We start from the raw sequence: 22,104 nt of genomic DNA, 5'->3' as shown, positions 1-22,104 counted from the left end.
GGCCTTTGCCAGCGATTTTTGCAAGGAGGGTTGGGGCTTCATCTTCGTTCCTTCGTCACTGCGACGAAGCCCCAACCCTCCTTAAATCACAACCTCAAATCTGTGCCATTGGTGCTGACGGGGAACAGACGTCGACGACATAGCCGTCGCGCACATCGACCAGCAGCGCATCGTCGAAATAGCGGATCCAGCGCAGCGACCCGTAAGCAGGCGGCAGGCGATAGCGATAGGGATCGTCCAGCCAGTAATTGTTCGAATAGAGCAGGCTGTTCAGGAAAATCCCGACCGAGAACCGCTGATAGCCATAGCCCCATCCGCGCGGCGCATAATAGCGGCCGGGCCGGTATATCTGCCCGTAGCTGCGGCGATAGCTCTGCCAATCGTAACGGCGGTCGTTACGCCAGCCATTGTCCCAGCGCCGCTGGTTGGACCAGCGGGTGCGGCTGTCCAGGCGGACGCGGTTGTCGAAACGGCGTCCGTCGTTCCAGTTGCCGTTGCGATTCCAGTTGTCATTGCCGCGCCAGTTGCCGTTGCCCCGACCGTCGTTGCGCCAGTCGTTGCCGCGCCAGTCGTTGCCGCGCCAGTCGTTGCCGCGCCAGTCGTTACCTCGATAGTTGCGGCTGTCACGGCGGACTTCCCTTGCATCTTCGCGCACGTCGCGGCGATCCTCGCGCCAGTCACGGCGATCTTCGCGAATATCGCGGCGGTCCTCCGCCCGGTCGCGCCAGCCGTTGTCGCCGTTGCGGATGTCCCGCCGGTCTTCGCGCCAGTCGCGCCGGTCTTCACGCACGTCGCGACGATCCTCGCGGACATCGCGCCGGTCCTCGCGCCAGTCGCGGCGCTGGGCTGGCGTTGCCTGCTGCTGCGCGATTTCGGGACGGCGGACATTCTGCCGGGCATCGACGCGGATGTCAGGACGTGCCTGACGCATCTCCTGCCGCGCCTGCTGCCGCTCCTGCCGCATTTCCGGGCGGGCCTGGCGCATCTGCTGGCGCTGTTCCATCCGCTGCTGCCGCATTTCACCACCGCGACCGCGTTCGCGCCCGCCCATATTGTCATTCTGCTGTGCAAAAGCGGGGACCGTCGCGCCGAGCGCGGTTGCGGCCATCAGCCCGGCAAGCACCATCTGTCTTATCGTCATGTGCGTCGTCCTCACCGCAGGGCCGGGCTTGGCCCTGTGTGCACTCCTGATAGGGCCAGTGCCATGTCGCATCGCTGAATTACTGTGTCAGCATTGCGAAAGGATTCGCGCGCGCAACGATGGGTGATCCGGCATCACGGCGCGCGCAGAGCTGGAACGGCCCGGGCGGCATCCTGCGGCGTGATGCCGGGCGGCGGGGCGGCGGCCACCTGCTCGTCACCGCGCAGGATACGGGCCGCGCGCTTGATCGCTTCGTGAATCCGCGGATAACAGCCGCACCGACACAAATTGGTGATCGCCGCGCTAATCTGCGCATCGGACGGATCGCGGTTCTTTTTCAGCAGCACGGACGCCGCCATGATCATGCCCGGCGTGCAGAATCCGCACTGCGGCACATTATCCGCCACAAAGGCCTGCTGCACGGGATTGCTGCGATCAGGCGAAAGGGCCTCGATCGTCGTGACGAAGCGGCCCTCTGCCTGTGCAATGGTAATCTGGCAGGACCGGATCGCCTCGCCGTCGATGTCCACCGTGCACGCGCCGCAATCGCCGGTGCCACAGCCATATTTGGTGCCGGTGAGGTTGGATGCATCGCGCAGCGCCCATAGAAGGGGCGTATCCGGGTCCATCCGATACTGGACAGGGCGGTCGTTGACGGTAAAACGGGTCATGCCTCCATGCTGTATCGCAGGGGCAGGCTTTGCGGAACCCTGTGCTTTCGGGGCATCGCTTTCGGCTTTTCCTTGGGCCGGATCGCCGCCGGGGCTTGAAATATCGCGACTCTGCTGGTAACGCGCCCGACACACGGCGCAGACCCGCTCTGCGGCGACCCCTTATTGTTGCTTACGGCCGGCCCGGTGGGGCATCATGATGTCCCGGCGTCCGACCGTTGTTTGATTGGAGTTTGAAGGCCTCATGCAAATCATCGTCCGCGATAACAATGTCGACCAGGCACTGCGCGCCCTCAAGAAGAAGCTGCAGCGCGAAGGTGTCTATCGCGAGATGAAGCTGCGCCGTCATTATGAGAAGCCGTCCGAAAAGCGTGCCCGCGAAAAGGCTGCCGCCGTTCGCCGCGCGCGCAAGATGGATCGCAAGCGGGCGGAGCGTGACGGCGTCCGGTAAGGGCACCGCATGATTTCTTCAGGCGGGGTGCTTCTATGTCCTCGCCCTGCCGTTGCCCCGTCATTGCCAGAATAAAGGTTCGCTCATGTCGACCACCGCCGTTCCGCTGCGTCCCATTGCCAAGGGTTCCTTGACGAAGTTGTGGATCGGCGTCGCGACGGTCGTGCTCGCGGCGGCCGGTCTCGCTTATGCGGGCACCGGTTCGGTCGAGACGCTGGGCTTCGAAGTGCAGACCGAAGGGCAGGGGCCCAGCCCGACCGTGACGGACGTGGTGCTGATCTCCTACGTCGGCAAGCTGAAGGACGGGACGGTGTTCGACCAGAACCCGCAGGCCGCTCTGCCCGTGGACGGTCTTGTCCCCGGCTTCACGCAGGCGCTCTTGAAGATGAAGAAGGGCGGCAAATACCATATCAGCATCCCGCCCCAGCTTGGCTATGGCGCGGAAGCGAAGGGGCCGATCCCCGCCAATTCGACGCTGGAGTTCGACGTCGAACTGCTCGACTTCAAATCGCGTGCGGAAATCGAGGCGATGCAGCAGCAGATGCAGATGATGCAGGGCGGTCCCGGCGGACCTCCCGCCGGTGGCGCACCGATGCCCGGTGCCCCGGCGCCCGCGCCCGGCCAGTAGATTTCGCCAATTTCCGGGGGGAAAACGCCCTGCCGTTCATGCGGGCGGCAATATTCTCCGCCGGATTGTGATCTCAAAACGACGGGGCGCCAGCAGGCGCTATGCGGTTCGCTGTTACCCGGCTTTTTCTGTTGCCATTTTGACGGCCAGAAGGCCGAGCACGGTTCCCATGATCCACCGCTGAACGCGGGCGAAAGTCGGACGGCGTGTCAGAAACACAGCGATCGACGCAGCGGACAGGGCGATCATCGCATTCACGATCACGCTTATCGCAATCTGGACGCTCCCCAGTACGAGGGCCTGGGTCAGAACGCTGCCTTGTGCGGGATCGATGAACTGCGGCAGGAGCGAAAGATACATGACCGCAATTTTCGGATTAAGAAGGTTGGTGAGGAAACCCATCAGAAACAGCTTGAGCGGCCCGTCCCGCGGAAGATCCTGCACTGCGAAGGGCGATCGCCCGCCCGGCCTTACGGCCTGCCAGGCCAGCCAAAGCAGATAGAGGGCCCCGGCAAAACGGATCGCGTCATAGGCATAGGGTATCGCCATCACCAGCGCCGTGATGCCGAAGGCGGCGCATAGCATGTAAACCACAAAGCCCGTTGCCACGCCCCCCAGCGAAATGAGGCCTGCCGCCCGGCCCTGGCAGATGGATCGGGAGATCAGATAGACCATGTTCGGGCCGGGTGTCAGCACCATCCCGAGGGCGATCGCCGCAAAAGCGAACAGGGCAGGCAGGTCGGGCATTCATATCCTCAAACCGGGCGGCGAGCCCGGAAACCGCTCACCATCGCGAGGATGACGCAACAATATCGTCCAGTCCAGCATTTCTGCGGGTTTCAACGCCGCAACTTCCGCAACTTTGTGGCCCTCCAAACACGCCGTTATTCCGTCGCAGCCCCGCTCTTTGCCTTTGCGCGCTCTTCCAGCCACACCTTGATCATCGCCACGATCGGATCGGCCAGCGCCAGCCCCAATATGCCGAACAGGGCGCCCAGCAATATCTGCGCCGCCAGCACCAGCGCCGGGGCAAGGTCAACCGCGCGCTTGGCGACCATCGGCACAATCAGATAGCCGTCCACGATCTGCACCGCCAGATAAACGAATATCGCATAGAGGCCCGCATCCACTCCGCCCGAAAAGCCCACGAGAATGATGAGCACGCCGGAGATGATTGCGCCGATATTGGGCAGGAACGCCAGGATGCCGGTCAATACGCCCAGCAGCGCCGCCATCGGTACGCCGCCTGCCCACAGCAGCAGCCACGTGCCGATGCCTTCCACCAGCATGCCCAGCAGCCGTCCGGCCATCAGGCGACGGAGCGTCCAGCCCATCTTGTCCGATATCGCATAAAAGGCATCGCGCTTGTCGAGCGGCAGCATCCAGGCGACCCCGCGCTCATAGGGCTTCGGGTCGATTGCGATGAAGATCGCGAGCACCAGCATCATCGCAAGGCTCGTTACCGCGCCCACCGCAGTGGTCAGCGCCGCCGTCACTCGGCCCAGCGATCCCATGATCTGCGACCCGATCGACTTGAAGTCCGCTTGCGTCGGCGTGATCCCCATCTGCGTCGCCCATGCGCCGATGCGGTTGATCTGCGTCTCCACGATGCCGCGCATGGCCATTGCCTGCTCGGTCATCTGCGATCCGGTCAGCCATATGGTCCAGACGAGAAAACCGAACACGCCGATGATGACCGCCGCCAGCCGCCATGCCCGTCCGCCCGGATGAATGCGTCCCAGCAGCCGCGCACCGCCGTCAAACATCGTCGCCAGCACGATCGCACCCAAAATGAGCAGGATCGGCTGGATGAGCAGCCATGCGAGCGCCAGCGCGACCGCCAGGCCCAGCCACACGCCTGCCCGCTGCAATTCGGTCCGCACCAGCTTGCTGGTATTTTCCGCCGGGCCTGGTTGCTCGACGTGGGTTGTATCGTCGCTCATCGCGGCGTCTCCGTCGTCGCCATGTCGGGGCGCAGGCTGCTTCCGGCGCGGCCGCCGCGCAGCGCGGTGATCCAGCTGAACGGATTGATGGTGGCGGTGCCATCCAGCGAGAAGGTCACGAACTCCGCCCGGCCACCGATCGATTCCCACGGCACCGGCCCGCCCAGCCCCTTCTCGGCAAGCGTGGCGCGGCTGTCCGCGCTGTTGTCGCGATTGTCGCCCATCAGGAACACATGGTTGGCGGGTATGCGGACCGGCCCGTACCAGTCGAGCGCGCGCGATCCGACATCGATGATCCTGTACGTCTTGCCATTGGGCAGCGTTTCCTGCTTCACCGGAAGCTCGCACCAGCGGTTGCCCGCCTTGTCCTCCACCAGCGCGCCGGGAAACTGGTCAGGCGGGCAGGGGGCATTGGCGTCCACCGGAATGCGCAGCGGCGGGATCCAGACCTGCGGCACCGCTATGCCGTTCAGCACGACGATACCGTCGCGGACCTCCAGAATGTCGCCCGGCAGACCGATGACACGCTTGATATAATCCTCGTTCCGGTTCGGCGGGATGGCGATGACGATATCGCCACGCTCCGGCATCCGCCCCAGGATGCGCCCCTTGGTGAAGGGCAGCGGATGGAAGCTGAGCGATGCATAGGACCAGCCATAGGGATATTTGCTCACCACCAGCCGGTCACCGGTCAGCAGCACCGGCATCATCGATTCGGAAGGAATGTAGAAAGGCTTGGCGATGAAGCTGTGAAAGGCGAGCACCGCGGCGATCAGCACGAAGATGCTCTTGATTTCCTGCCACCAGTCAAATCCGGTGCGCGCTTGCGCGTCGCCCGGCGACGCAGCACCCTCGGGATCGTTTTCCTGCCCGCCGTCCTGCCCCGTTGTCGTATCGTCGGCAGTCATGTTGGTCGCGGTCATATCCGTCCCTGAAGTTTCGTCTGGTGTCACCACGCGCTTAATGCGGCAAGGCTTCGATAATTACAAACGCTTGCGCCCAGGGATGATCGTCCGTCAGCGTCAGATGCACCACGGGCCGGTGACCCGGCGGTATGAGGGCCAGCAGCCGTTCCTGCGCGCCGCCCGACAGTTGCAGGGTGGGCGCGCCCGACGGGCCGTTCACCACCCCGATGTCGCGCATGAACACGCCAGCCTTGAAGCCGGTTCCGACCGCTTTCGAGAAAGCTTCCTTCGCGGCGAACCGCTTCGCAAGCGTTCCGGCCTTGGTGAAGGGCCGCCGCGCCGCCTTGGCACGCTCGACATCGGTGAACACCCGGTTCTCGAACCGTTCGCCGAACCGATCGAGCGACGCCTGTATCCGCTCGATATTGCACAGGTCGGAACCGAGACCGACGATCATGACGGTCCCACCATGCCGTCACCCTGGCGGAGGCGAGGTGTCGGCGAAATTGGCAAACCCATATATGTTTCCGTCATTCCCGCGAAGGCGGGAACCCATCTTGCCAACCGCGCCTTAGCCTTGTGACGGGAGTTGGGTTCCCGCCTTCGCGGGAATGACGATGATTTTTGTTTATTCCTGTTCGCGGAGAACTCGCCTCGGCCAGGGTCACGAGCAAATGCAGGGTTCACCGCGCCGCATCCATCCGTGCGCGCATCTCGCCGATGCTGGCCGCCAGCCCGCCGAAAATCGCCTCGCCGATCAGAAAATGGCCGATGTTGAGCTCGGCAATCTGCGGGATCGCCGCGATCGGCCCCACATTGTCGAACGTCAGCCCGTGTCCGGCATGCGGTTCGATCCCGTTCTTCACCGCCAGCGCGGCGGCGTCCGCAATCCGGCGCAGTTCGTCAGCGCGGCTCTGGCCGTCGACATGGGCATAGCGCCCCGTGTGAAACTCCACGACGGGCGCGTTCAGGCGAATGGCGGCGTCGATCTGCGCGGCGTCCGGCTCTATGAACAGGCTGACGCGGATGCCCGCCGCCCGCAGCGCATCGACCATCGGGGCAAGCAGCGTGAACTGCCGCGCTGCATCCAGCCCGCCTTCGGTCGTGCGTTCCTCGCGCTTCTCGGGCACGATGCATGCGGCATGCGGGCGGTGGCGCAAGGCGATGGCCAGCATTTCCTCCGTCGCGGCCATTTCCAGATTGAGCGGCACGGTCAGTGCCGCCATCAGCGCGCTGATATCCTCGTCGCGAATGTGCCGACGGTCCTCGCGCAGATGCGCGGTAATGCCGTCCGCCCCCGCGTCCACCGCGATCAGCGCCGCTTTCACCGGATCGGGATGCCCGCCACCCCGCGCGTTGCGGATGGTCGCAACATGGTCGATGTTCACGCCAAGGCGGAGATGCGCGGCGCCCATGCTATTTCCGGCTGCCCGGCTTTGTCGTGGGGATCGCAGCCAGTTCGGGCGGGATGCTGCCTTCTTCATAGACCGGGAAGTTGATGCTGACGAGCGGGTAGAAAGGCACGCCCAGATCGGCCTCGCCTGCCGATCGGTCGACCAGCGCAGCCTCCGCGACGATCACGCCGCCATCGGCGATCACGGCTTCCATCGCCTGACGCGATGAGAGGCCCGTGGTCACTACATCCTCGACCATCAGCACCTTCTGTCCCGGTTTCACGGCAAAGCCGCGGCGAAACTCGAAACTGCCGGTCGGGCGCTCCAGAAACAGAGCGTCGACGCCTAGGGCGCGGCCCACTTCATGCCCGATGATGACTCCTCCCATTGCGGGCGACACCACGACTTCGATATCGTTGCGAAGGTCGCGCGGCAGCTTCTGTACCATGGCCCGCGCCAGCTTGCCGGCGCGTTCGGCGTTCATGAGCACGCGGGCGCATTGCAGATAATTGGCGCTGTGGCGGCCCGACGACAGGATGAAGTGCCCTTCCAGCAGAGCGCCTGCCGCCCTGAATTCCGCAAGCACATCTTCGTCGGTCATGCCATTTGGTCCCTTTTTGGCCGGGCGTATGCGGCCTTTGATGCCGTTTCGCGCCCTCATATGCTGGCTGGCAGATAGGGGGGGCAGGGACGCGTTGCAACAGCGAAGAAAATCGGCGTATAGGAGCTTGAGGCGTGGAATAACCATGCCTATAAGCCGCCATGAGCCAGACCATGACGGACCACTGTCCGCGTCGCGTCCGGCTGTCAGGGGTTACGAGGTGTCGAGACGCTTATGAAGATGGTGAAATCGGTCGTTCTTGCAGCTTTGCTGGTGTTTGCGCCTGCGTTCGGCCAATCGGCGCTGGCGCAGGACAATGCGACTGCCGCTGCCGCCGCACCTGCCGCCAATGCCGCCGTTGATTCGGCTGCGGCGACAAATGCGGCCGACGCCGCACCGGTCGCTGCGGCTGTTCCGGCTGTTGCTGCACCGCCGCGGATGAAACCGACCGAAGGCATCGGCATGCCCAAACCGGGCGAATATACGCTCCAGGAACAGTTTACCTCCACCGGTCGCGACGCCCGCTGGCTCCACGACATCATGCTGCTGCCGATCATCACGATCATTTCGGTCTTCGTGCTGGCGCTGATGCTGTGGGTCATGTTCCGCTATCGCCGCGCCGCCAATCCGGTGCCGTCGAAGACCTCGCACAACACCTTCATCGAAATCGCCTGGACGGTAATCCCGGTTTTCATTCTGCTGGCCATCGCCGTGCCGTCGCTCGGCCTGCTGGCTGACCAGTACAAGCCCGCGCCGAAGGATGCAGTGACCGTGAAGGTCACCGGCTATCAGTGGTACTGGGGCTATGAATATCCCGATGCGGGCATTGCAGAGTTCGTTTCCAACATGCTGCCGCCCGAAAAGGCGCTTGCCAATGGCGAGCCAAACCAGCTGGCCGTGGACAATCGTCTGGTCCTGCCCGCCGGGCGTCCGGTCAAGCTCATCATCACCGGGTCCGATGTCATCCACAGCTTCGCGGTGCCGTCGCTCTGGGTCAAGATGGATGCCGTCCCCGGCCGTCTGAACGAAAAGAGCTTCACGATCGACAAGCCCGGCGTCTATTATGGGCAATGCTCGGAGCTGTGCGGCGCGCGGCACGGGTTCATGCCGATCGCGATCGAGGCGCTGCCGCCCGCGCAATTCGACCAGTGGGTGCTTTCGCAGGGCGGAAAGCTGCCCGGTGCGGCGGCACCTGCCGCTGCCGCCGAAGCCACGCCTGCCGCCGCCGCGCCGAAGGTGGCCGCCAAGAGCGCGCCCGTCGCGCCCGCCAAGATTTGATTTGAAGGGGTCAGACTGTCATGACAACCATCACCGCAACCCCAGATGACTTCTCCGGCGCGCATGCCCACCACGACGATCATGCCGATCACAAGCCCGGCTTCTTCGCCCGCTGGTTCATGTCGACCAACCACAAGGATATCGGCACGCTCTATCTGATCTTCGCGATCGTCGCGGGGATCATCGGCGGTGCCATTTCCGGCCTGATGCGCGCGGAACTCGCGCAGCCCGGCGTGCAGTATCTGCAAGGCTGGGCCAGCATGATGATGGGCAGCGAGGCGAACCTCGACCAGGCCTATCACCTCTGGAACGTCCTCATCACCGCGCACGGCCTCATCATGGTATTCTTCATGGTGATGCCCGCGATGATCGGCGGTTTCGGCAACTGGTTCGTGCCGATCATGATCGGCGCGCCGGACATGGCCTTTCCGCGCATGAATAATATCAGCTTCTGGCTGCTGATCCCCGCTTTCCTGCTGCTGCTCGGCTCGACGTTCGTGCCCGGCGGCACGGGGCTCGGCGCGGGCACGGGCTGGACAGTCTATGCGCCGCTCTCGACCAGCGGTTCGGCCGGTCCGGCAGTCGATCTTGCGATCCTGTCGCTGCATATCGCCGGTGCCAGCTCGATCCTGGGCGCGATCAACTTCATCACCACCATCTTCAACATGCGCGCGCCGGGCATGACCCTGCACAAGATGCCGCTGTTCGTCTGGTCGGTGCTGGTCACCGCGTTCCTTCTGCTGCTGGCGCTGCCGGTGCTGGCCGCCGCCATCACGATGCTGCTGACCGACCGCAACTTCGGCACCACTTTCTATGATGCGGCGGGTGGCGGCGATCCGGTGCTCTACCAGCATCTGTTCTGGTTCTTCGGCCATCCCGAAGTGTACATCATGATCCTGCCGGGCTTCGGCATCGTCAGCCAGATCGTCTCGACTTTCAGCCGCAAGCCGGTGTTCGGTTATCTCGGCATGGCCTATGCGATGGTGGCGATCGGTGCCGTCGGTTTCGTCGTCTGGGCGCATCACATGTTCACCACGGGCATGTCGGTAAACGTCAAGATGTACTTCACCGCCGCCACGATGGTGATTGCAGTGCCGACCGGCATCAAGATCTTCTCGTGGATCGCGACCATGTGGGGCGGCTCGATGAGCTTCAAGACACCGATGGTCTGGGCGCTGGGCTTTATCTTCATGTTCACGGTCGGCGGTGTGACCGGCGTGGTGCTGGCCAACGGTGGCGTCGATGACGTGATGCACGACACTTATTACGTCGTCGCCCACTTCCACTATGTGCTCTCGCTGGGTGCGGTGTTCGGTCTCTTCGCCGGTTTCTATTACTGGTTCCCGAAGATGAGCGGCAAGATGTACAACGAGTTTCTCGGCCAGGTGCACTTCTGGGTGTTCTTCATCGGCGTGAACGTGCTGTTCTTCCCGATGCACTTCCTTGGCCTGTCGGGCATGCCGCGCCGCTATCCCGATTATCCCGAAGCCTATGCCTATTGGAACAAGGTGGCCAGCCATGGCTATGAAATCATGGCCGTCGGCATGGGCGTATTCTTCATCAACCTCATCTGGTCGCTGGCCGCCGGAAAGAAGGCAGCCGACAATCCCTGGGGCGAAGGCGCGACGACGCTGGAATGGACTCTGTCCAGCCCGCCGCCCTTCCATCAGTTCGAAACGCTGCCCGTCATCGACTGATTTCGGAAGGCTCTGAAGCGATAGCGATGCCCCGGTACGTTGCCGGGGCATCCTCCTTCCGGGTGGCGTCCCCGGACATATCCCGGCCCCGGTGGTCGGGATGACGCAATTGAGGATTATATGGCCAGTTCGCCGATCGACATGACCAGCATCGCGGCTTCGCAGCCCGTCGCCACCGTGCCTGCGCATTGGCGGGATTTTCTCGCGCTCACCAAGCCGCGGGTGATGACGCTGGTCGTGTTCACCGCGCTGTGCGGGCTGCTGGCGGCACCGGGCACCATCCACCCGGTGATCGCCTTTACCGCCATATTGTGCATTGCGGTCGCCGCGGGCGCGGCCGGGGCGCTTAATCAGTGGTACGAAGCCGACATCGACGGCATGATGAAGCGTACCGCGAAGCGCCCTCTGCCGGCCGGGCGCATGGATCGTCAGTCGGCGCTGCACTTCGGCGTCGGCCTGTCGTTTTTCTCGGTGGTTCTGATGGGCCTGGCGACCAACTGGTTTGCCGCCGCCATCCTTGCAGGATCCATCCTGTTCTACGTCGTCATCTACACCGCGTGGCTCAAGCCGCGCACCGCGCAGAACATCGTCATCGGTGGCGCGGCGGGGGCTTTCCCGCCGGTCATAGGCTGGGCGGCGGTGACGGGCGACGTGACTGCGTTGCCGATCGCCCTGTTCATGCTCATCTTCTTCTGGACGCCGCCGCATTTCTGGGCGCTCGCGCTGTTCGTGAAGCTCGATTACGCCAATGCGGGCATACCGATGCTGCCGGTGGTGTCCGGCGAAGTGGCGACGCGGCGGCAGATATGGTTCTACACCGCCATCATGGCTGTGGCCGCCATGGCACCGGTGCTGCTGCGCCTGACCGGCCCAGTCTATGGAACGGTGGCGTTCGTGTGCACCGCGATCTTCGCGGCCATGGCCTTTCAGGTCGGGCATCGTCGCGAGAGCGATCCGGCAAGGATGCTGCCCGAAAAGCGCCTGTTCAAGTTTTCCATCCTCTATCTGTTCCTGGTGTTCGGCGCGCTGGTGGTCGATCGCTGGTTGTTCGCATGACGCCCGACGAACAGAAGGAAGTGCGCGCCCGGCAGAAGTCCCGAGCCATCGTGACCGGGATCATTCTGGGCGGGCTGGTTATACTGTTCTATGCGATCACCATCGCGAAACTGGGTGCAAGCTGATGGCGACCGCGCCCGACCCGCGCCTCGCGACGCGCAACCGCCGGACGATGGGCATCATGCTGCTCGTTGCGGCGGCCATGCTCGGGCTGGGTTTCGCGTCCGTGCCGCTCTATCGCCTGTTCTGCCAGGTCACCGGTTTCGGCGGCACGACGCAGCGCGCCGACAGCATGGATGGAATCACTGCAGCGGCGGGCCACAGCCTGTCGATCCGCTTCGACTCCAACGTGTCGCCGGGCCTGCCGTGGACTTTCTATCCCGAACGCAAGACCGACACGGTGACCGTAGGCGCCCGCGACATGCAGGTGTTCGTGGCCAAGAATCTCTCGGACAAGCCCATCACCGGGACGGCGACGTTCAATGTCACGCCGACTCAGTCGGGCGCCTATTTCACGAAGATTCAGTGCTTCTGCTTCACCCAGCAGACGCTCCAGCCCGGAGAGGAAGTCCGCATGCCGGTCCTCTATTATGTGGACCCGAAGATTCTGGACGATCCGGACAACAAGGATGTGCAGGAAATAACCTTGAGCTACACCTTCTACCCGGTTGAGAACGGGAAAAAGCCAAGCTAAGGGATTTGCAACCGCCCATTGCCGTCAAGGCCGCAAGCAACAGGGAAGTCGATACAATGGCAGGCGCCAAGAACCACGATTATCATATCCTTCCGCCCGACATCGTGCCGTTCCTCGGCTCCATGTCCGCCTTGGTCATGGCGTTCGGCGGCGTAGCCTGGCTGCATCCGGATTCGATGCCGGCCCATGGCGGCTGGATATTCTTCGCGGGCCTCGCGGGCGTTCTCTACACCATGTACAGCTGGTGGTCGAAGGTGATCGCCGAAGCGCATGCAGGCGATCATACGCCGGTGGTTCAGCTGCATCTGCGTTACGGCATGATCCTGTTCATCGCGTCCGAAGTGATGTTCTTCGTGGGCTGGTTCTGGGCCTTCTTCGACTTTTCGCTGTTCCCCTCGACCTTGCCGCCGATCGACGGCCTTTTCCCGTCCAAGGGTGTCGAAGTATTGAACGCCTTCGAACTGCCGTTGCTCAACACGCTTATCCTGCTGTGCTCGGGAACGACGGTCACTTGGGCGCATCACGCGCTCATCCATGGCGATCGCGAAGGGCTGAAGAAAGGTCTGTGGGCGACCATCCTGCTCGGCGCGCTGTTCTCGTGCATTCAGGCCTATGAATATGCCCATGCCCCGTTCGAATTTGGCGGCACCCCGTACAGCTCGGGCTTTTACATGGCGACGGGTTTCCACGGCTTCCACGTGCTGGTCGGCACGATCTTCCTGATCGTCTGCCTCATCCGGGCCTACAAGGGTGACTTCACCCCGCGGCAGCATTTCGGGTTCGAAGCGGCCGCCTGGTACTGGCATTTCGTCGACGTGGTGTGGCTGTTCCTGTTTGTCGCCGTCTATGTTTGGGGCGGCTGGGGCGCGCCGGTTCACGCAGGTTAGGCCGGGGATCGGGGCCGGTCCGTGCGCAAAGACGAATGGCATCTGGCCCAGATCAACATAGGGCGTCTCGTTGCGCCACATGATGATCCGCGCGTCGCGGGTTTTTTCGACGCGCTGGATCGCATCAATGCTCTGGCGGAGGCGTCGTCGGGCTTTGTGTGGCGGCTGCAAAGCGACAGCGGCAATGCGACGGACATTGCAGTGGCACCCGATCCGCTGTTCATCATCAATATGTCTGTCTGGCAGGATGCCGAAAGCCTGTTCGGCTTCGTCTACCGCAGCGCGCACACCGAAATCATGGCGCAGCGCAAAAACTATTTCGAACGCTTCCCGACGGCCTATCAGGCGCTGTGGTGGATACGGGCGGGCGAACTGCCGACCGTCAACGATGGCTTGTCACGCTTGTGGATGCTCGATCGTTTCGGGCCGGGGCCGGATGCGTTCACTTTCAAGCAGCGGTATCCGCACCCCGGTCAGCCCGGCCCGCCGCGCGATCATGATCCTGATCCCTGGTGCATGGGGCGTGCCTGACCTACGCAGCGTACCGCGCGCATGATCCGTCGGCTGCCCCCGGTGGCGACGATCCTCGTGCTGTTGGCCGTGGCGCTGATGATCGGCCTCGGCTTCTGGCAATTGCAGCGAAAGGCGGAGAAGGCCGCCGCCATCGCTGTCCTGCGCGCCAATCCCGCAAAGCCGCCCGTCGCCTTTCCGGCTTTGCCTCCGGTCGATCCCGATCTCATGTTCCGGCAGTCGACCGTCAATTGCCTGCGCGTCACCGGTTGGCAGCGTGAGGCAGGTCGCGCGGCGGATGGCAGCACCGGCTATCGCCTGATCGCCTCGTGCGCGACGGGCGCCGAGGGGCCGGGGGTGCTCGTCAATATCGGCGTGTCGCCCCGCGCGGAGGGCGTGCCCGAATGGTCCGGCGGGCAAATAGGGGGCTGGATATCCCAGGAACCGGACCACCGTCCGCTGCTGTCCCGCCTGCTTTCCGAAGCGCCGCCCTTGCGTCCCATGCTGATCGCGCGACAGCCCGCAGCGGGCTTGAAGGCGGCGACGCCACCCGATGTCGACGCCATAGCCGACAACCATCTCGCTTATGCCGTCCAGTGGTTCCTGTTCGCGGGCGTCGCCTTGCTGATCTACGCCATTGCCGTTCGCAAGCGGCTTCGCCCGCCCGATCCGTCCTAAATTCCCATCTGTCCTAAATCCTTGCCCTTGGAGCCTGCGCCCGCTACCGACCCTGCCATCATGCATTATGTCAGCACCAGGGGGCGCGCTGCGGCGCTGGGTTTTGAAGATGTGACGCTGGCGGGGCTGGCGTCCGATGGCGGTCTTTATGTGCCGGAGGCATGGCCGCAGTTTTCGGCCGCGGATATCGCCGGGCTTGCCGGCCTGTCCTATGTCGAAACCGCCGTCCGGGTGATGCGTCCCTTTGTCGCCGGGTCGCTGACGGAAGATGAGTTGCGGGACCTGTGCACCACGGCTTACGGCCGCTTCAGCCACCAGGCGATCACGCCGCTGGTACAGCTCGATCATCGCCATTGGCTGCTGGAGCTGTTCCATGGTCCGACTCTGGCGTTCAAGGATGTCGCGCTGCAACTGCTCGGGCAATTGTTCGAGCGGTTTCTGGCCCGCCGGGACGATCATCTGACGATTGTCGGCGCGACATCGGGCGATACCGGGTCCGCCGCCATCGATGCCGTGGCCGGGCGCGACAAGGTCGATATCTTCATGCTGCATCCCGACGGCCGGGTATCGGATGTGCAGCGGCGGCAGATGACGACAGTGCGCGCGCCCAACGTGCACAACATCGCCATTGCAGGCAGCTTCGACGATGCGCAGGCGCTGGTGAAGCGCATGTTCAACGATGCGGATTTCTCCGCCCGGTTCAATCTCTCGGCCGTGAACAGCATCAACTGGGCGCGGTTGATGGCGCAGATCGTCTATTATTTCTATGCAGCCGTCCGCCTTGGCGCGCCGGATCGCCCCGTTGCCTTCTCCGTCCCGACCGGCAATTTCGGGGATGTGTTCGCGGGCTATGCGGCCGCGAAAATGGGTCTGCCGGTTGCCCGGCTGATCGTCGCCACCAATGTGAATGACATCCTGCACCGCGCGCTGTCCGATGGCGACTATAGCCAGGGCACCGTGGTGCCGACCGCGACGCCGAGCATGGACATTCAGGTCAGCTCCAATTTCGAGCGGTTGCTGTTCGATGCAGGCGGGCGCGATGGCGCTGCGCTGGCCACGCAGATGGCCGGTTTCGAAAGCAGCAAGGCGATGCGTCTCACCAATGCGCAGCGCGAAGGGGCGGCCGCCCTGTTCCGCTCCGCGCGGGTGGATGCCGACGGCATGGCGCTGGCGATGCGCTGGGCGCATGAGGCGGCCGGGCAGGTGCTCGATCCGCATAGTGCCATCGGCCTGTCCGCGGCGCGCGCCGATGACCTTGATCCCGCCGTTCCAGTCGTCACGCTGGCGACCGCCCATCCCGCGAAGTTCCGCGATGCGGTGGAGCGGGCGACGGGCATTCGCCCCGGATTGCCCGCCCGTGTCGGCAGCCTGTTCGAGCGGGAAGAAGCCTATGACCGGTTGCCTGCCACGTTCGAGGCGGTGACCGCCTATGTCGCGGACCGCGCGACCCCCCGGGCATGACGCTCCATACATTCGTTGGAGAGCCTTGGTCCGATTACGGGCTGATCGATTGCGGCCAGGGTCGCAAACTGGAACGCTATGGACCCTATCGCTTCATCCGGCCGGAACCGCAGGCGATGTGGGCACCGGCCAATGCCGACTGGGATGCCGACGCAGAGTTTGTTCCGGGATCGGACGATGAAGGCGGCGGCCGCTGGTTCTACGAACGGCCCGTGCCCAAAGAGGGCTGGCCGCTGACCTGGGATGACGTCACCTTTCAGGCGAGCTGCACGCCCTTTCGCCATCTCGGCTTCTTCCCGGACATGGCCCCGGTCTGGACCTGGATGCGCGCGCGGATCGCCGATCGGCCCGAGGCGCAGATCATGAACCTGTTCGGCTATACCGGTGTCGGTACGCTGGCGATGGCGGCATCGGGCGCACAGCTGGTCCATGTGGACGCATCGAAGAAATCAGTCGCCGCGGGGCGCGTGAATGCCGAACTCTCGGGCCTGCACGATCGGCCGATCCGGTGGATTGTCGACGATGCCGCCAAGTTTACGGCGCGCGAAGTGCGGCGTGGACGGCGCTATGATGGCATATTGCTCGATCCCCCCAAATATGGGCGCGGGCCGGATGGCGAAGTCTGGCGGCTGGAGGAGGATCTGCCCCGGCTGATCGCCGATTGTCGGCAATTGCTCGATACGGATAGCCGTTTCCTGTTCCTGACCGTCTATGCCGTGCGCATGTCCGCGCTGGCCATCGGCGAATTGCTGCGTCAGACCTTTGCCGACCTGCCCGGCACGGTCGAGGCAGGCGAGTTGGCGGTGCGCGAAGAAGCGCGCGGCATCGCTTTGCCTACGGCCATCTGGGCGCGCTGGTCGCGCTAGGGAGGCTACTCCCGCCCCGCCCGCATCGCGGCACCGGCAGCGAAGGGGGTGATGCCCACCAGCACGAGCGCACAGGCGGCCAGCAGCTTCAGTGCGCTACCGCTCTGGTCGTCCAGCGATCCCGCGCCGAAGATCAGCAGCGGGATCGCGAGCGGTAGCGCCAACAGACCCGCCAGGGCACCGCTCGACCGCAGGCTCGCCGTCAGTGCGCTGACCATGAGACCCAGCGCCGCGAGCGCCGGTGTGCCGATCAGCAGGCCCAGTTCGAGCGTGATGATCGTCGGCCCGTTCAGCTTGAGCAGAGCGGCGGCAGGCAGCACCGCCAGCATCAGCGGCGGCCCGAAACCCAGCCAGTGGGCGATCAGCTTGGCGATCGCGATCGCCTCGTCGCTCAGGCCGCGCAAGACCAGCTGGTCGAGGACGCCGCTGTCCCGATCCGGCGCGATCAGCCGATCGACCGGAAGCAGGCTGGCGAGCAATGCGGCGATCCACAGCATGCCGCCACCCGCGCGGGAGAGCAGCGCCGCATCCGGGCCAACGGCGAAGGGGAACAGTGCGGCCACGAGCAGCAGGAAAGCAACCGGCAGCCATATGCCGCCACTGCGCCATGCCATCGCGGCATCGCGCCGCACGAGGGCGAGAAGACGCGTCACGCAGCGTCGGCTTCGGCGTCGGGCACATAGAGGCCGATGTCGATGTCGCGCGCCCGGGGCAGCGGCAGTGGCTGATGCGAGGCCGCCAGGATGATCCCGCCCTGGTCCAGATGGCGCGCCATCACCTTATCCAAAAGGCCAAGGGACAGGGTATCGAGGCCGTTGGCAGGCTCGTCCAGCAGCCAGATCGGCGCGCCACTCGCCATCACGCGTGCCAGGACCGCGCGTTTGCGCTGGCCGGTGGAGAGCATCCGCACGGGCACATCGGCGAGCGACGCAAGGCGCAGCGCCGCCATCGCCCCATGCAATTGGTCGTCGGGTTGACCGTCGAGCTTCGTCCAGAACGCAAGCGCCCCTGCCAGCGAGGCCTGCATGTCAAGCGCCAGCATTTCATCGGCCAGAGCCATTGCGCCATGGCGCTCCACCGTTCCGGCATAAACCGGCAGCAGCCCGGCCACAGCGCGGATCAGGCTGGACTTGCCGGTGCCGTTGGGACCGCGCAGGACCACACTGTCACCTGCCCGAAGGTCCAGATCGATGCCAGTGAGCAGCATGCGCCCGCCGCGCACGCACGCCACGCCCGACAGCGTAAGCCGCGCATCGCTCATGCCGCTACCATCGCCTCCAGCGCATGCATGTCGTCATCCGACAGGCCGAAATGATGACCGACCTCATGCACCACGACATGCGCGACGAGGGATTCCAGGCTGACGCCGGTCTCCACCCATTCATCCAGCAAGGGGCGGCGATAGAGGTGAATGGTGGGCGGCAGATCCCCGGTCTGCGGTGCTTCGCCGATCGGACGGCCGGAATACAGGCCGGTCAGCGCGAAAGGATCTTCGATGTCCATTTCGGCAAGCACGGCGTCATCGGCAAAATCCTCGACGAACAGCACGACATTCTGCACATGCGCCGCGAAGGGATCGGGGAGGCGGGAAAGGACATCCAGGGCAATCAACTCGATCCGCGCCGCATCGGGCGCGACGTTCCCCTGTTGACCTTGATCCGCCATTGCTGCGACATAGGACAGTCTTCCGGTCAACGCCAGCGATGCCGTCGACCGCTTCCACAGGTGATGTCACGATGATCGAAAAACTTGACGATAGTGCGCGCGCCGTCGCGCTCAACGCTTTGCCGGAATGGTCCGCCGTGGCCGAACCGGATGGGATAGCCCGCACGTTCTCCTTCGCCAATTTCATCGATGCCTTCGGTTTCATGAGCCGCGTCGCGCTGCTCGCCGAAAAGGCCGATCATCATCCCGAATGGTCGAACGTTTATAATCGGGTGCACATCACCCTGACCACGCATGATGCCGGTGGCCTTTCGCAGCGGGACATCGATCTGGCGGGGCAGATCGACGCGCTGCTTACGGCTTAGGCGTGTCCGCTTTGGCGGGGCTGGTCCACAGCGGTTCGAAAGCCGTGCCTGTCATCAACAGAGCGGAAGAGGGATAGCCTGCCGCGTCGGCCTTCTGCGCGGTGTCGATTGCCATTTCCACGGCGATTTTGCGCGTCGCGAAGGGGCCGTAATAGCGGTTGTCCAGATTGATCTTCCAGGCACCATCATGCTGGATGACGATGTAGCGGGCAGGGGGCAGGGACATCGGGGCACCTTCATCATTACTGCGGTAAAGGTGGTGCCGCATTTCGGGATGGCAAGAGGCAGCGACGGTCAGCCGAGCACGTCCATCTTCGTGTTGTAGTGATGCCAGGCCATTATTGCCGCCGCGCCGCGATGTGGACGCCAGCGTTCGGCGACGGCGCGCACGGCCTTTTCGGAGGGACGCTCGGGCCAGCCCAATATCCGGCCGACCTCGATTTGCACGGCAAGATCACCTGCGGGCCAGATGTCGGGCCGTCCCTCCGCGAACAGCAGATAGATTTCGGCGGACCAGCGGCCGATCCCCTTCACCAGCACCAGCTTGGCGATCGCCGCCTCGTCATCGTGGGGCAGGGCATGCAGATCGAGTGTCCCGTCAAGCACCATTTCCGCAAGGCTGCGGGCATAGCCCTGTTTCTGGCGTGACAGGCCGCACGCGCGCAACGTATCGAAATCGCGGGCGATCAGAGCATCGGCTGCGCAGCCAGTGCCTAGCTCGGCTTCCAGCCTGTTCCAGACCGACGTCGCAGCAGCCACGCTCACCTGCTGCCCCACGATCGTCCGCAACAATGTTTCGTAGCCCGGCTGGCGGATGCGGACGGGGGGATAGCCGACCCGCGCGATCGCGGCGGCGAACCCCGGCTCGATCACCGCGATCGCATCCAGGCTGTCGCGAAGCTGCTCTGCCGTCGTTACCATCTGCGTTCCATTCCGTAACGGCGTGAAAGGCCTAACCTTGCGCGTATCGCTTGATTTTTGCCGCCCGAGCCGCAATAGCCCGGCCAGCAATCTGGGAGAGCGTATATGCCGAAGCTGATCGTGGTCAACCGCGCGGGCGAAGAGACAGAAGTAGAGGGCGATGCCGGCCTGTCTGTGATGGAAGTGATCCGCGACAACGGCTTCGATGAACTGCTGGCGCTGTGCGGTGGATGCTGTTCCTGTGCGACCTGCCATGTCTATGCGGACGAAGACTTCGCCGATCGCCTTCCTGCCGTCAGCGCCGATGAAGACGATCTGCTCGACAGTTCCGACCACCGGCGGGACAACAGCCGCCTGTCTTGCCAGATCGTGATGACCGATGCCCTTGACGGCCTGAGAGTGACGATCGCGCCTGAGGATTGAGCGCGGGCTATTGCCCGCTCTGTTGTGGACAACCAGCAAAAAGCCCGCCTGCGATTATGCAGGCGGGCTTTTGTGATTACGCAATGATGGAAGGATCAGCCGTCGTAATCCCCACCGATGTTCTGGTTGCGCGGCGGCGCAGCGGCAGTGAGCCGCAACGCTTCGGCCGACTGCGCCAGCGATCCGATTTCGTCAGGCGTGTCATCGTCGTCGATCTGCACTTTCTGAAGGCTGCTCAGCAGCGAATCGTGCAGTTCCTCCGGCAGGACTGTCTCCTCGGCAATTTCGCGCAGAGCGACTACGGGATTCTTGTCGCGGTCGCGGTCCACCGTCAGTTCGGCACCGCCGGATATTTCACGGGCGCGCTGAGCAGCAAGCAGTACCAGGTCGAACCGGTTGGTAACCTTGTCGACGCAATCTTCGACAGTAACGCGGGCCATCGGGCCTCCTGAATTGTTGACTATGGCGGAAAGGTGAAACCGCTAGCAGCGGCGGACGTATGTGTCAATGAAACCGGCGGGTACGGGGATGGCAAGGGTATGGCCAGCATGCTGCAAACGGGGCATGAGAGCATGATGGTCGAAAGGGCACTTCCCTCTGATGCCGACGCGCGGCCGTTGGCGGCGACGGCCTCTGGTGCCGACGGCATAGACCATGTGCTGGACGGCAACAGTTTGCGCGTTCTGGAGGACGGAGACGCGATCCAGGCTGCGCTGGTGGCGTTGATCGATGGCGCCAGCATCAGCCTGAAACTCTGTTATTACATCTTCGAAAGCGACCACAGCGGGACTATGATCCGTGATCGCTTGATCGCTGCAAGAGCGCGCGGCGTGACCGTGACGCTGATCGTCGATGCATTTGGTGGGGCAAGTGCAAGTCCGGGCTTTTTCGATCCGCTGGTGGCGGCGGGTGCGCGCTTCAGCTGGTTCGGTGCGCGCCGATCCACGCGTTATCTGATCCGCAATCACCAAAAGCTCGCGATTGCCGATGATGAACGGCTTCTCATGGGCGGGTTCAATGTGGGCGATGCCTATTTCGGTGGACCGCCGGAAATGGTCTGGCGCGACCTTGGTCTTTTGATCGAAGGACCGAACGTTGTGCCCATGGTACGCTGGTTCCGCCAGTTGTGGCGCTGGACGGCCAGCCGCAAGCAGAGCTTCCGCCAGTTGCGTGGCATGGTGCGCCGCTGGCGGTTGCCGCCCGGCACAGCGCCGGAGGCCGCCTTGCAATGGTTGATCGGTGGCCCGACGCGGCGGCTCAGCCCCTGGGCGCAGGTGGTCAAGCACGACATTGAGACGGGGCGACGCATCGACATGATCGCCGCTTATTTTTCGCCTGGGCAGGGCATGCTCCGTCGGCTGAGGCGGCTGGCACGACGCGATGGAGCGCGGATCATCCTGCCTGCCAAGTCGGACAATGGCGCAACCATCGCCGCCTCGCGTCTGCTCTACGGTCCGCTGCTCAAGCGCGGTGTTGCGATCTACGAATATCAACCATGCAAGCTGCATATGAAACTGATCGTGATCGACGACGCCGTGTACATCGGGTCGGCTAATTTCGACATGCGCAGCCTGTTCCTCAATCTGGAACTGATGCTGCGAATCGCCGACGCGGGCTTTGCGCGCGATGTGCGGGCGATGATCGACCGGCGGCAGGCGGAAAGCGAAGCCATTACACCGGCCGTCCATGCCGCCCGCCGCGGTCCGCTGACTCTGCTGAAAGGCTGGATCAGCTACCTGCTGGTTGGCGTGCTGGACTACACCGTGACACGCCGCCTCAATTTCCGTGATCCGAACGCGGACTGAACTGTGCAGCCGTTTTCCTGCGAAAGCAGGAATCCAGAGTTGTAGGGGTCATATCTGCCGCTTT

Annotated in this window: 29 protein-coding genes; 15 read left to right on the top strand and 14 right to left on the bottom strand. The window is 63.8% G+C overall.

Going from position 1 to position 22,104, the window contains the following annotated elements:
- Positions 1-94: 94 nt before the first annotated feature.
- Both ENE74_RS13455 and ENE74_RS13450 read right to left on the bottom strand, forming a co-directional pair.
- The gene (locus tag ENE74_RS13455; RefSeq protein WP_127691423.1) at positions 95-1,141 is read right to left on the bottom strand and encodes an RcnB family protein; all 1,047 of its coding nucleotides are present in this window, start codon (positions 1,139-1,141) and stop codon (positions 95-97) included.
- Positions 1,142-1,275: 134 nt separating this feature from the next.
- The gene (locus ENE74_RS13450; RefSeq protein WP_127691422.1) at positions 1,276-1,812 is read right to left on the bottom strand and encodes a (2Fe-2S)-binding protein; all 537 of its coding nucleotides are present in this window, start codon (positions 1,810-1,812) and stop codon (positions 1,276-1,278) included.
- 244 nt (positions 1,813-2,056) lie between these two features.
- On the opposite strand from ENE74_RS13450, the gene rpsU reads away from it, so the two are divergent.
- Both rpsU and ENE74_RS13440 read left to right on the top strand, forming a co-directional pair.
- On the top strand, positions 2,057-2,263 hold the full coding sequence (gene rpsU, locus ENE74_RS13445; RefSeq protein WP_104954164.1) for a 30S ribosomal protein S21: 207 nt from the start codon (positions 2,057-2,059) through the stop codon (positions 2,261-2,263).
- Positions 2,264-2,348: 85 nt separating this feature from the next.
- Positions 2,349-2,891 carry an FKBP-type peptidyl-prolyl cis-trans isomerase gene (locus ENE74_RS13440; protein WP_127691421.1) on the top strand — a complete coding sequence of 181 codons (543 nt, stop codon included), beginning with the start codon at positions 2,349-2,351 and terminating at the stop codon, positions 2,889-2,891.
- A 114-nt stretch (positions 2,892-3,005) separates the two neighbouring features.
- Here ENE74_RS13440 and ENE74_RS13435 read toward each other — a convergent pair whose 3' ends face one another.
- The 6 genes from ENE74_RS13435 to pyrE all read right to left on the bottom strand — a co-directional run bounded on the left by ENE74_RS13435 (position 3,006) and on the right by pyrE (position 7,734).
- Positions 3,006-3,638, bottom strand: a complete 633-nt coding sequence (locus ENE74_RS13435; RefSeq protein ID WP_127691420.1) for a LysE family translocator — start codon at positions 3,636-3,638, stop codon at positions 3,006-3,008.
- A 137-nt stretch (positions 3,639-3,775) separates the two neighbouring features.
- Positions 3,776-4,834 (bottom strand): AI-2E family transporter, encoded by a 1,059-nt coding sequence (locus ENE74_RS13430; RefSeq protein ID WP_127691419.1) that lies wholly within the window; start codon positions 4,832-4,834, stop codon positions 3,776-3,778.
- Positions 4,831-5,757: a signal peptidase I gene (gene lepB, locus ENE74_RS13425; protein ID WP_127691418.1), complete on the bottom strand. Its 927-nt coding sequence runs from the start codon at positions 5,755-5,757 to the stop codon at positions 4,831-4,833. The genes ENE74_RS13430 and lepB overlap by 4 nt, the downstream gene beginning before the upstream one ends.
- Positions 5,758-5,794: 37 nt before the next feature.
- Positions 5,795-6,196 carry a holo-ACP synthase gene (acpS, locus tag ENE74_RS13420; protein WP_127691417.1) on the bottom strand — a complete coding sequence of 134 codons (402 nt, stop codon included), beginning with the start codon at positions 6,194-6,196 and terminating at the stop codon, positions 5,795-5,797.
- A 226-nt stretch (positions 6,197-6,422) separates the two neighbouring features.
- Positions 6,423-7,154 (bottom strand): pyridoxine 5'-phosphate synthase, encoded by a 732-nt coding sequence (locus ENE74_RS13415; RefSeq protein ID WP_127691416.1) that lies wholly within the window; start codon positions 7,152-7,154, stop codon positions 6,423-6,425.
- Position 7,155: 1 nt separating this feature from the next.
- Entirely contained in the window at positions 7,156-7,734 is a 579-nt protein-coding gene (pyrE, locus tag ENE74_RS13410) for an orotate phosphoribosyltransferase (RefSeq protein ID WP_127691415.1), read from the bottom strand.
- A 234-nt stretch (positions 7,735-7,968) separates the two neighbouring features.
- Between pyrE and coxB the strand changes: the two genes are divergently transcribed.
- From coxB to ENE74_RS13365, 10 genes are all read left to right on the top strand, one after another.
- Positions 7,969-9,012 (top strand): cytochrome c oxidase subunit II, encoded by a 1,044-nt coding sequence (coxB, locus tag ENE74_RS13405; protein ID WP_127691414.1) that lies wholly within the window; start codon positions 7,969-7,971, stop codon positions 9,010-9,012.
- A gap of 20 nt (positions 9,013-9,032) precedes the next feature.
- Positions 9,033-10,709 (top strand): cytochrome c oxidase subunit I, encoded by a 1,677-nt coding sequence (ctaD, locus tag ENE74_RS13400; protein WP_127691413.1) that lies wholly within the window; start codon positions 9,033-9,035, stop codon positions 10,707-10,709.
- 120 nt (positions 10,710-10,829) lie between these two features.
- Positions 10,830-11,765 (top strand): heme o synthase, encoded by a 936-nt coding sequence (locus ENE74_RS13395; protein WP_127691412.1) that lies wholly within the window; start codon positions 10,830-10,832, stop codon positions 11,763-11,765.
- The gene (locus ENE74_RS18675; protein ID WP_277601376.1) at positions 11,762-11,890 is read left to right on the top strand and encodes a hypothetical protein; all 129 of its coding nucleotides are present in this window, start codon (positions 11,762-11,764) and stop codon (positions 11,888-11,890) included. Before ENE74_RS13395 ends, ENE74_RS18675 begins: the two co-directional genes overlap by 4 nt.
- Entirely contained in the window at positions 11,890-12,459 is a 570-nt protein-coding gene (locus tag ENE74_RS13390) for a cytochrome c oxidase assembly protein (RefSeq protein ID WP_127691411.1), read from the top strand. The genes ENE74_RS18675 and ENE74_RS13390 overlap by 1 nt, the downstream gene beginning before the upstream one ends.
- A gap of 56 nt (positions 12,460-12,515) precedes the next feature.
- Entirely contained in the window at positions 12,516-13,346 is an 831-nt protein-coding gene (locus ENE74_RS13385; protein WP_127691410.1) for a cytochrome c oxidase subunit 3, read from the top strand.
- 21 nt (positions 13,347-13,367) lie between these two features.
- Positions 13,368-13,877 (top strand): DUF3291 domain-containing protein, encoded by a 510-nt coding sequence (locus tag ENE74_RS13380; RefSeq protein ID WP_127691409.1) that lies wholly within the window; start codon positions 13,368-13,370, stop codon positions 13,875-13,877.
- Between the two features lie 21 nt (positions 13,878-13,898).
- Positions 13,899-14,534, top strand: coding sequence for an SURF1 family protein (locus ENE74_RS13375; protein WP_127691408.1), 636 nt, complete (start codon positions 13,899-13,901; stop codon positions 14,532-14,534).
- A 60-nt stretch (positions 14,535-14,594) separates the two neighbouring features.
- On the top strand, positions 14,595-15,995 hold the full coding sequence (gene thrC / locus ENE74_RS13370) for a threonine synthase (RefSeq protein WP_127691407.1): 1,401 nt from the start codon (positions 14,595-14,597) through the stop codon (positions 15,993-15,995).
- Positions 15,992-16,861, top strand: a complete 870-nt coding sequence (locus tag ENE74_RS13365; RefSeq protein WP_127691406.1) for a class I SAM-dependent methyltransferase — start codon at positions 15,992-15,994, stop codon at positions 16,859-16,861. Before thrC ends, ENE74_RS13365 begins: the two co-directional genes overlap by 4 nt.
- Positions 16,862-16,866: 5 nt before the next feature.
- Here ENE74_RS13365 and ENE74_RS13360 read toward each other — a convergent pair whose 3' ends face one another.
- From ENE74_RS13360 to ENE74_RS13350, 3 genes are read right to left on the bottom strand one after another with little or no spacing between them, the layout of a single operon-like run.
- Complete coding sequence (locus ENE74_RS13360; RefSeq protein ID WP_127691405.1) at positions 16,867-17,514, bottom strand: heme exporter protein CcmB; 648 nt, start codon at positions 17,512-17,514, stop codon at positions 16,867-16,869.
- Positions 17,511-18,122: a heme ABC exporter ATP-binding protein CcmA gene (ccmA, locus tag ENE74_RS13355; protein WP_127691404.1), complete on the bottom strand. Its 612-nt coding sequence runs from the start codon at positions 18,120-18,122 to the stop codon at positions 17,511-17,513. Before ccmA ends, ENE74_RS13360 begins: the two co-directional genes overlap by 4 nt.
- Positions 18,119-18,526: a metallopeptidase family protein gene (locus ENE74_RS13350; RefSeq protein ID WP_127691403.1), complete on the bottom strand. Its 408-nt coding sequence runs from the start codon at positions 18,524-18,526 to the stop codon at positions 18,119-18,121. The genes ccmA and ENE74_RS13350 overlap by 4 nt, the downstream gene beginning before the upstream one ends.
- 71 nt (positions 18,527-18,597) lie before the next feature.
- On the opposite strand from ENE74_RS13350, the gene ENE74_RS13345 reads away from it, so the two are divergent.
- Positions 18,598-18,891 carry a 4a-hydroxytetrahydrobiopterin dehydratase gene (locus tag ENE74_RS13345; protein ID WP_127691402.1) on the top strand — a complete coding sequence of 98 codons (294 nt, stop codon included), beginning with the start codon at positions 18,598-18,600 and terminating at the stop codon, positions 18,889-18,891.
- On the opposite strand, the gene ENE74_RS13340 is transcribed toward ENE74_RS13345, so the two are convergent.
- Positions 18,881-19,117 carry a DUF2188 domain-containing protein gene (locus ENE74_RS13340; RefSeq protein ID WP_127691401.1) on the bottom strand — a complete coding sequence of 79 codons (237 nt, stop codon included), beginning with the start codon at positions 19,115-19,117 and terminating at the stop codon, positions 18,881-18,883. The two genes, ENE74_RS13345 and ENE74_RS13340, sit on opposite strands and share 11 nt — an antisense overlap.
- 68 nt (positions 19,118-19,185) lie before the next feature.
- A complete protein-coding gene (locus ENE74_RS13335) occupies positions 19,186-19,812 on the bottom strand; it encodes a DNA-3-methyladenine glycosylase family protein (RefSeq protein ID WP_127691400.1) in 627 nt (208 codons plus the stop codon).
- 105 nt (positions 19,813-19,917) lie between these two features.
- On the opposite strand from ENE74_RS13335, the gene ENE74_RS13330 reads away from it, so the two are divergent.
- Positions 19,918-20,235, top strand: coding sequence for a 2Fe-2S iron-sulfur cluster-binding protein (locus ENE74_RS13330; protein WP_127691399.1), 318 nt, complete (start codon positions 19,918-19,920; stop codon positions 20,233-20,235).
- A gap of 95 nt (positions 20,236-20,330) precedes the next feature.
- On the opposite strand, the gene rpoZ is transcribed toward ENE74_RS13330, so the two are convergent.
- A complete protein-coding gene (gene rpoZ, locus ENE74_RS13325) occupies positions 20,331-20,675 on the bottom strand; it encodes a DNA-directed RNA polymerase subunit omega (RefSeq protein ID WP_127691398.1) in 345 nt (114 codons plus the stop codon).
- Between the two features lie 99 nt (positions 20,676-20,774).
- Between rpoZ and ENE74_RS13320 the strand changes: the two genes are divergently transcribed.
- Entirely contained in the window at positions 20,775-22,040 is a 1,266-nt protein-coding gene (locus ENE74_RS13320; RefSeq protein WP_420902593.1) for a phospholipase D-like domain-containing protein, read from the top strand.
- The last annotated feature ends 64 nt before the right edge of the window (positions 22,041-22,104 follow it).

The sequence above is a fragment of the Sphingobium algorifonticola genome (genome assembly GCF_004005485.1).
Taxonomy (GTDB): Bacteria; Pseudomonadota; Alphaproteobacteria; order Sphingomonadales; family Sphingomonadaceae; genus Sphingobium; species Sphingobium algorifonticola.
Note: the sequence above shows the minus strand (reverse complement) of the source record. Positions and strands in the feature narration are given on the sequence as shown.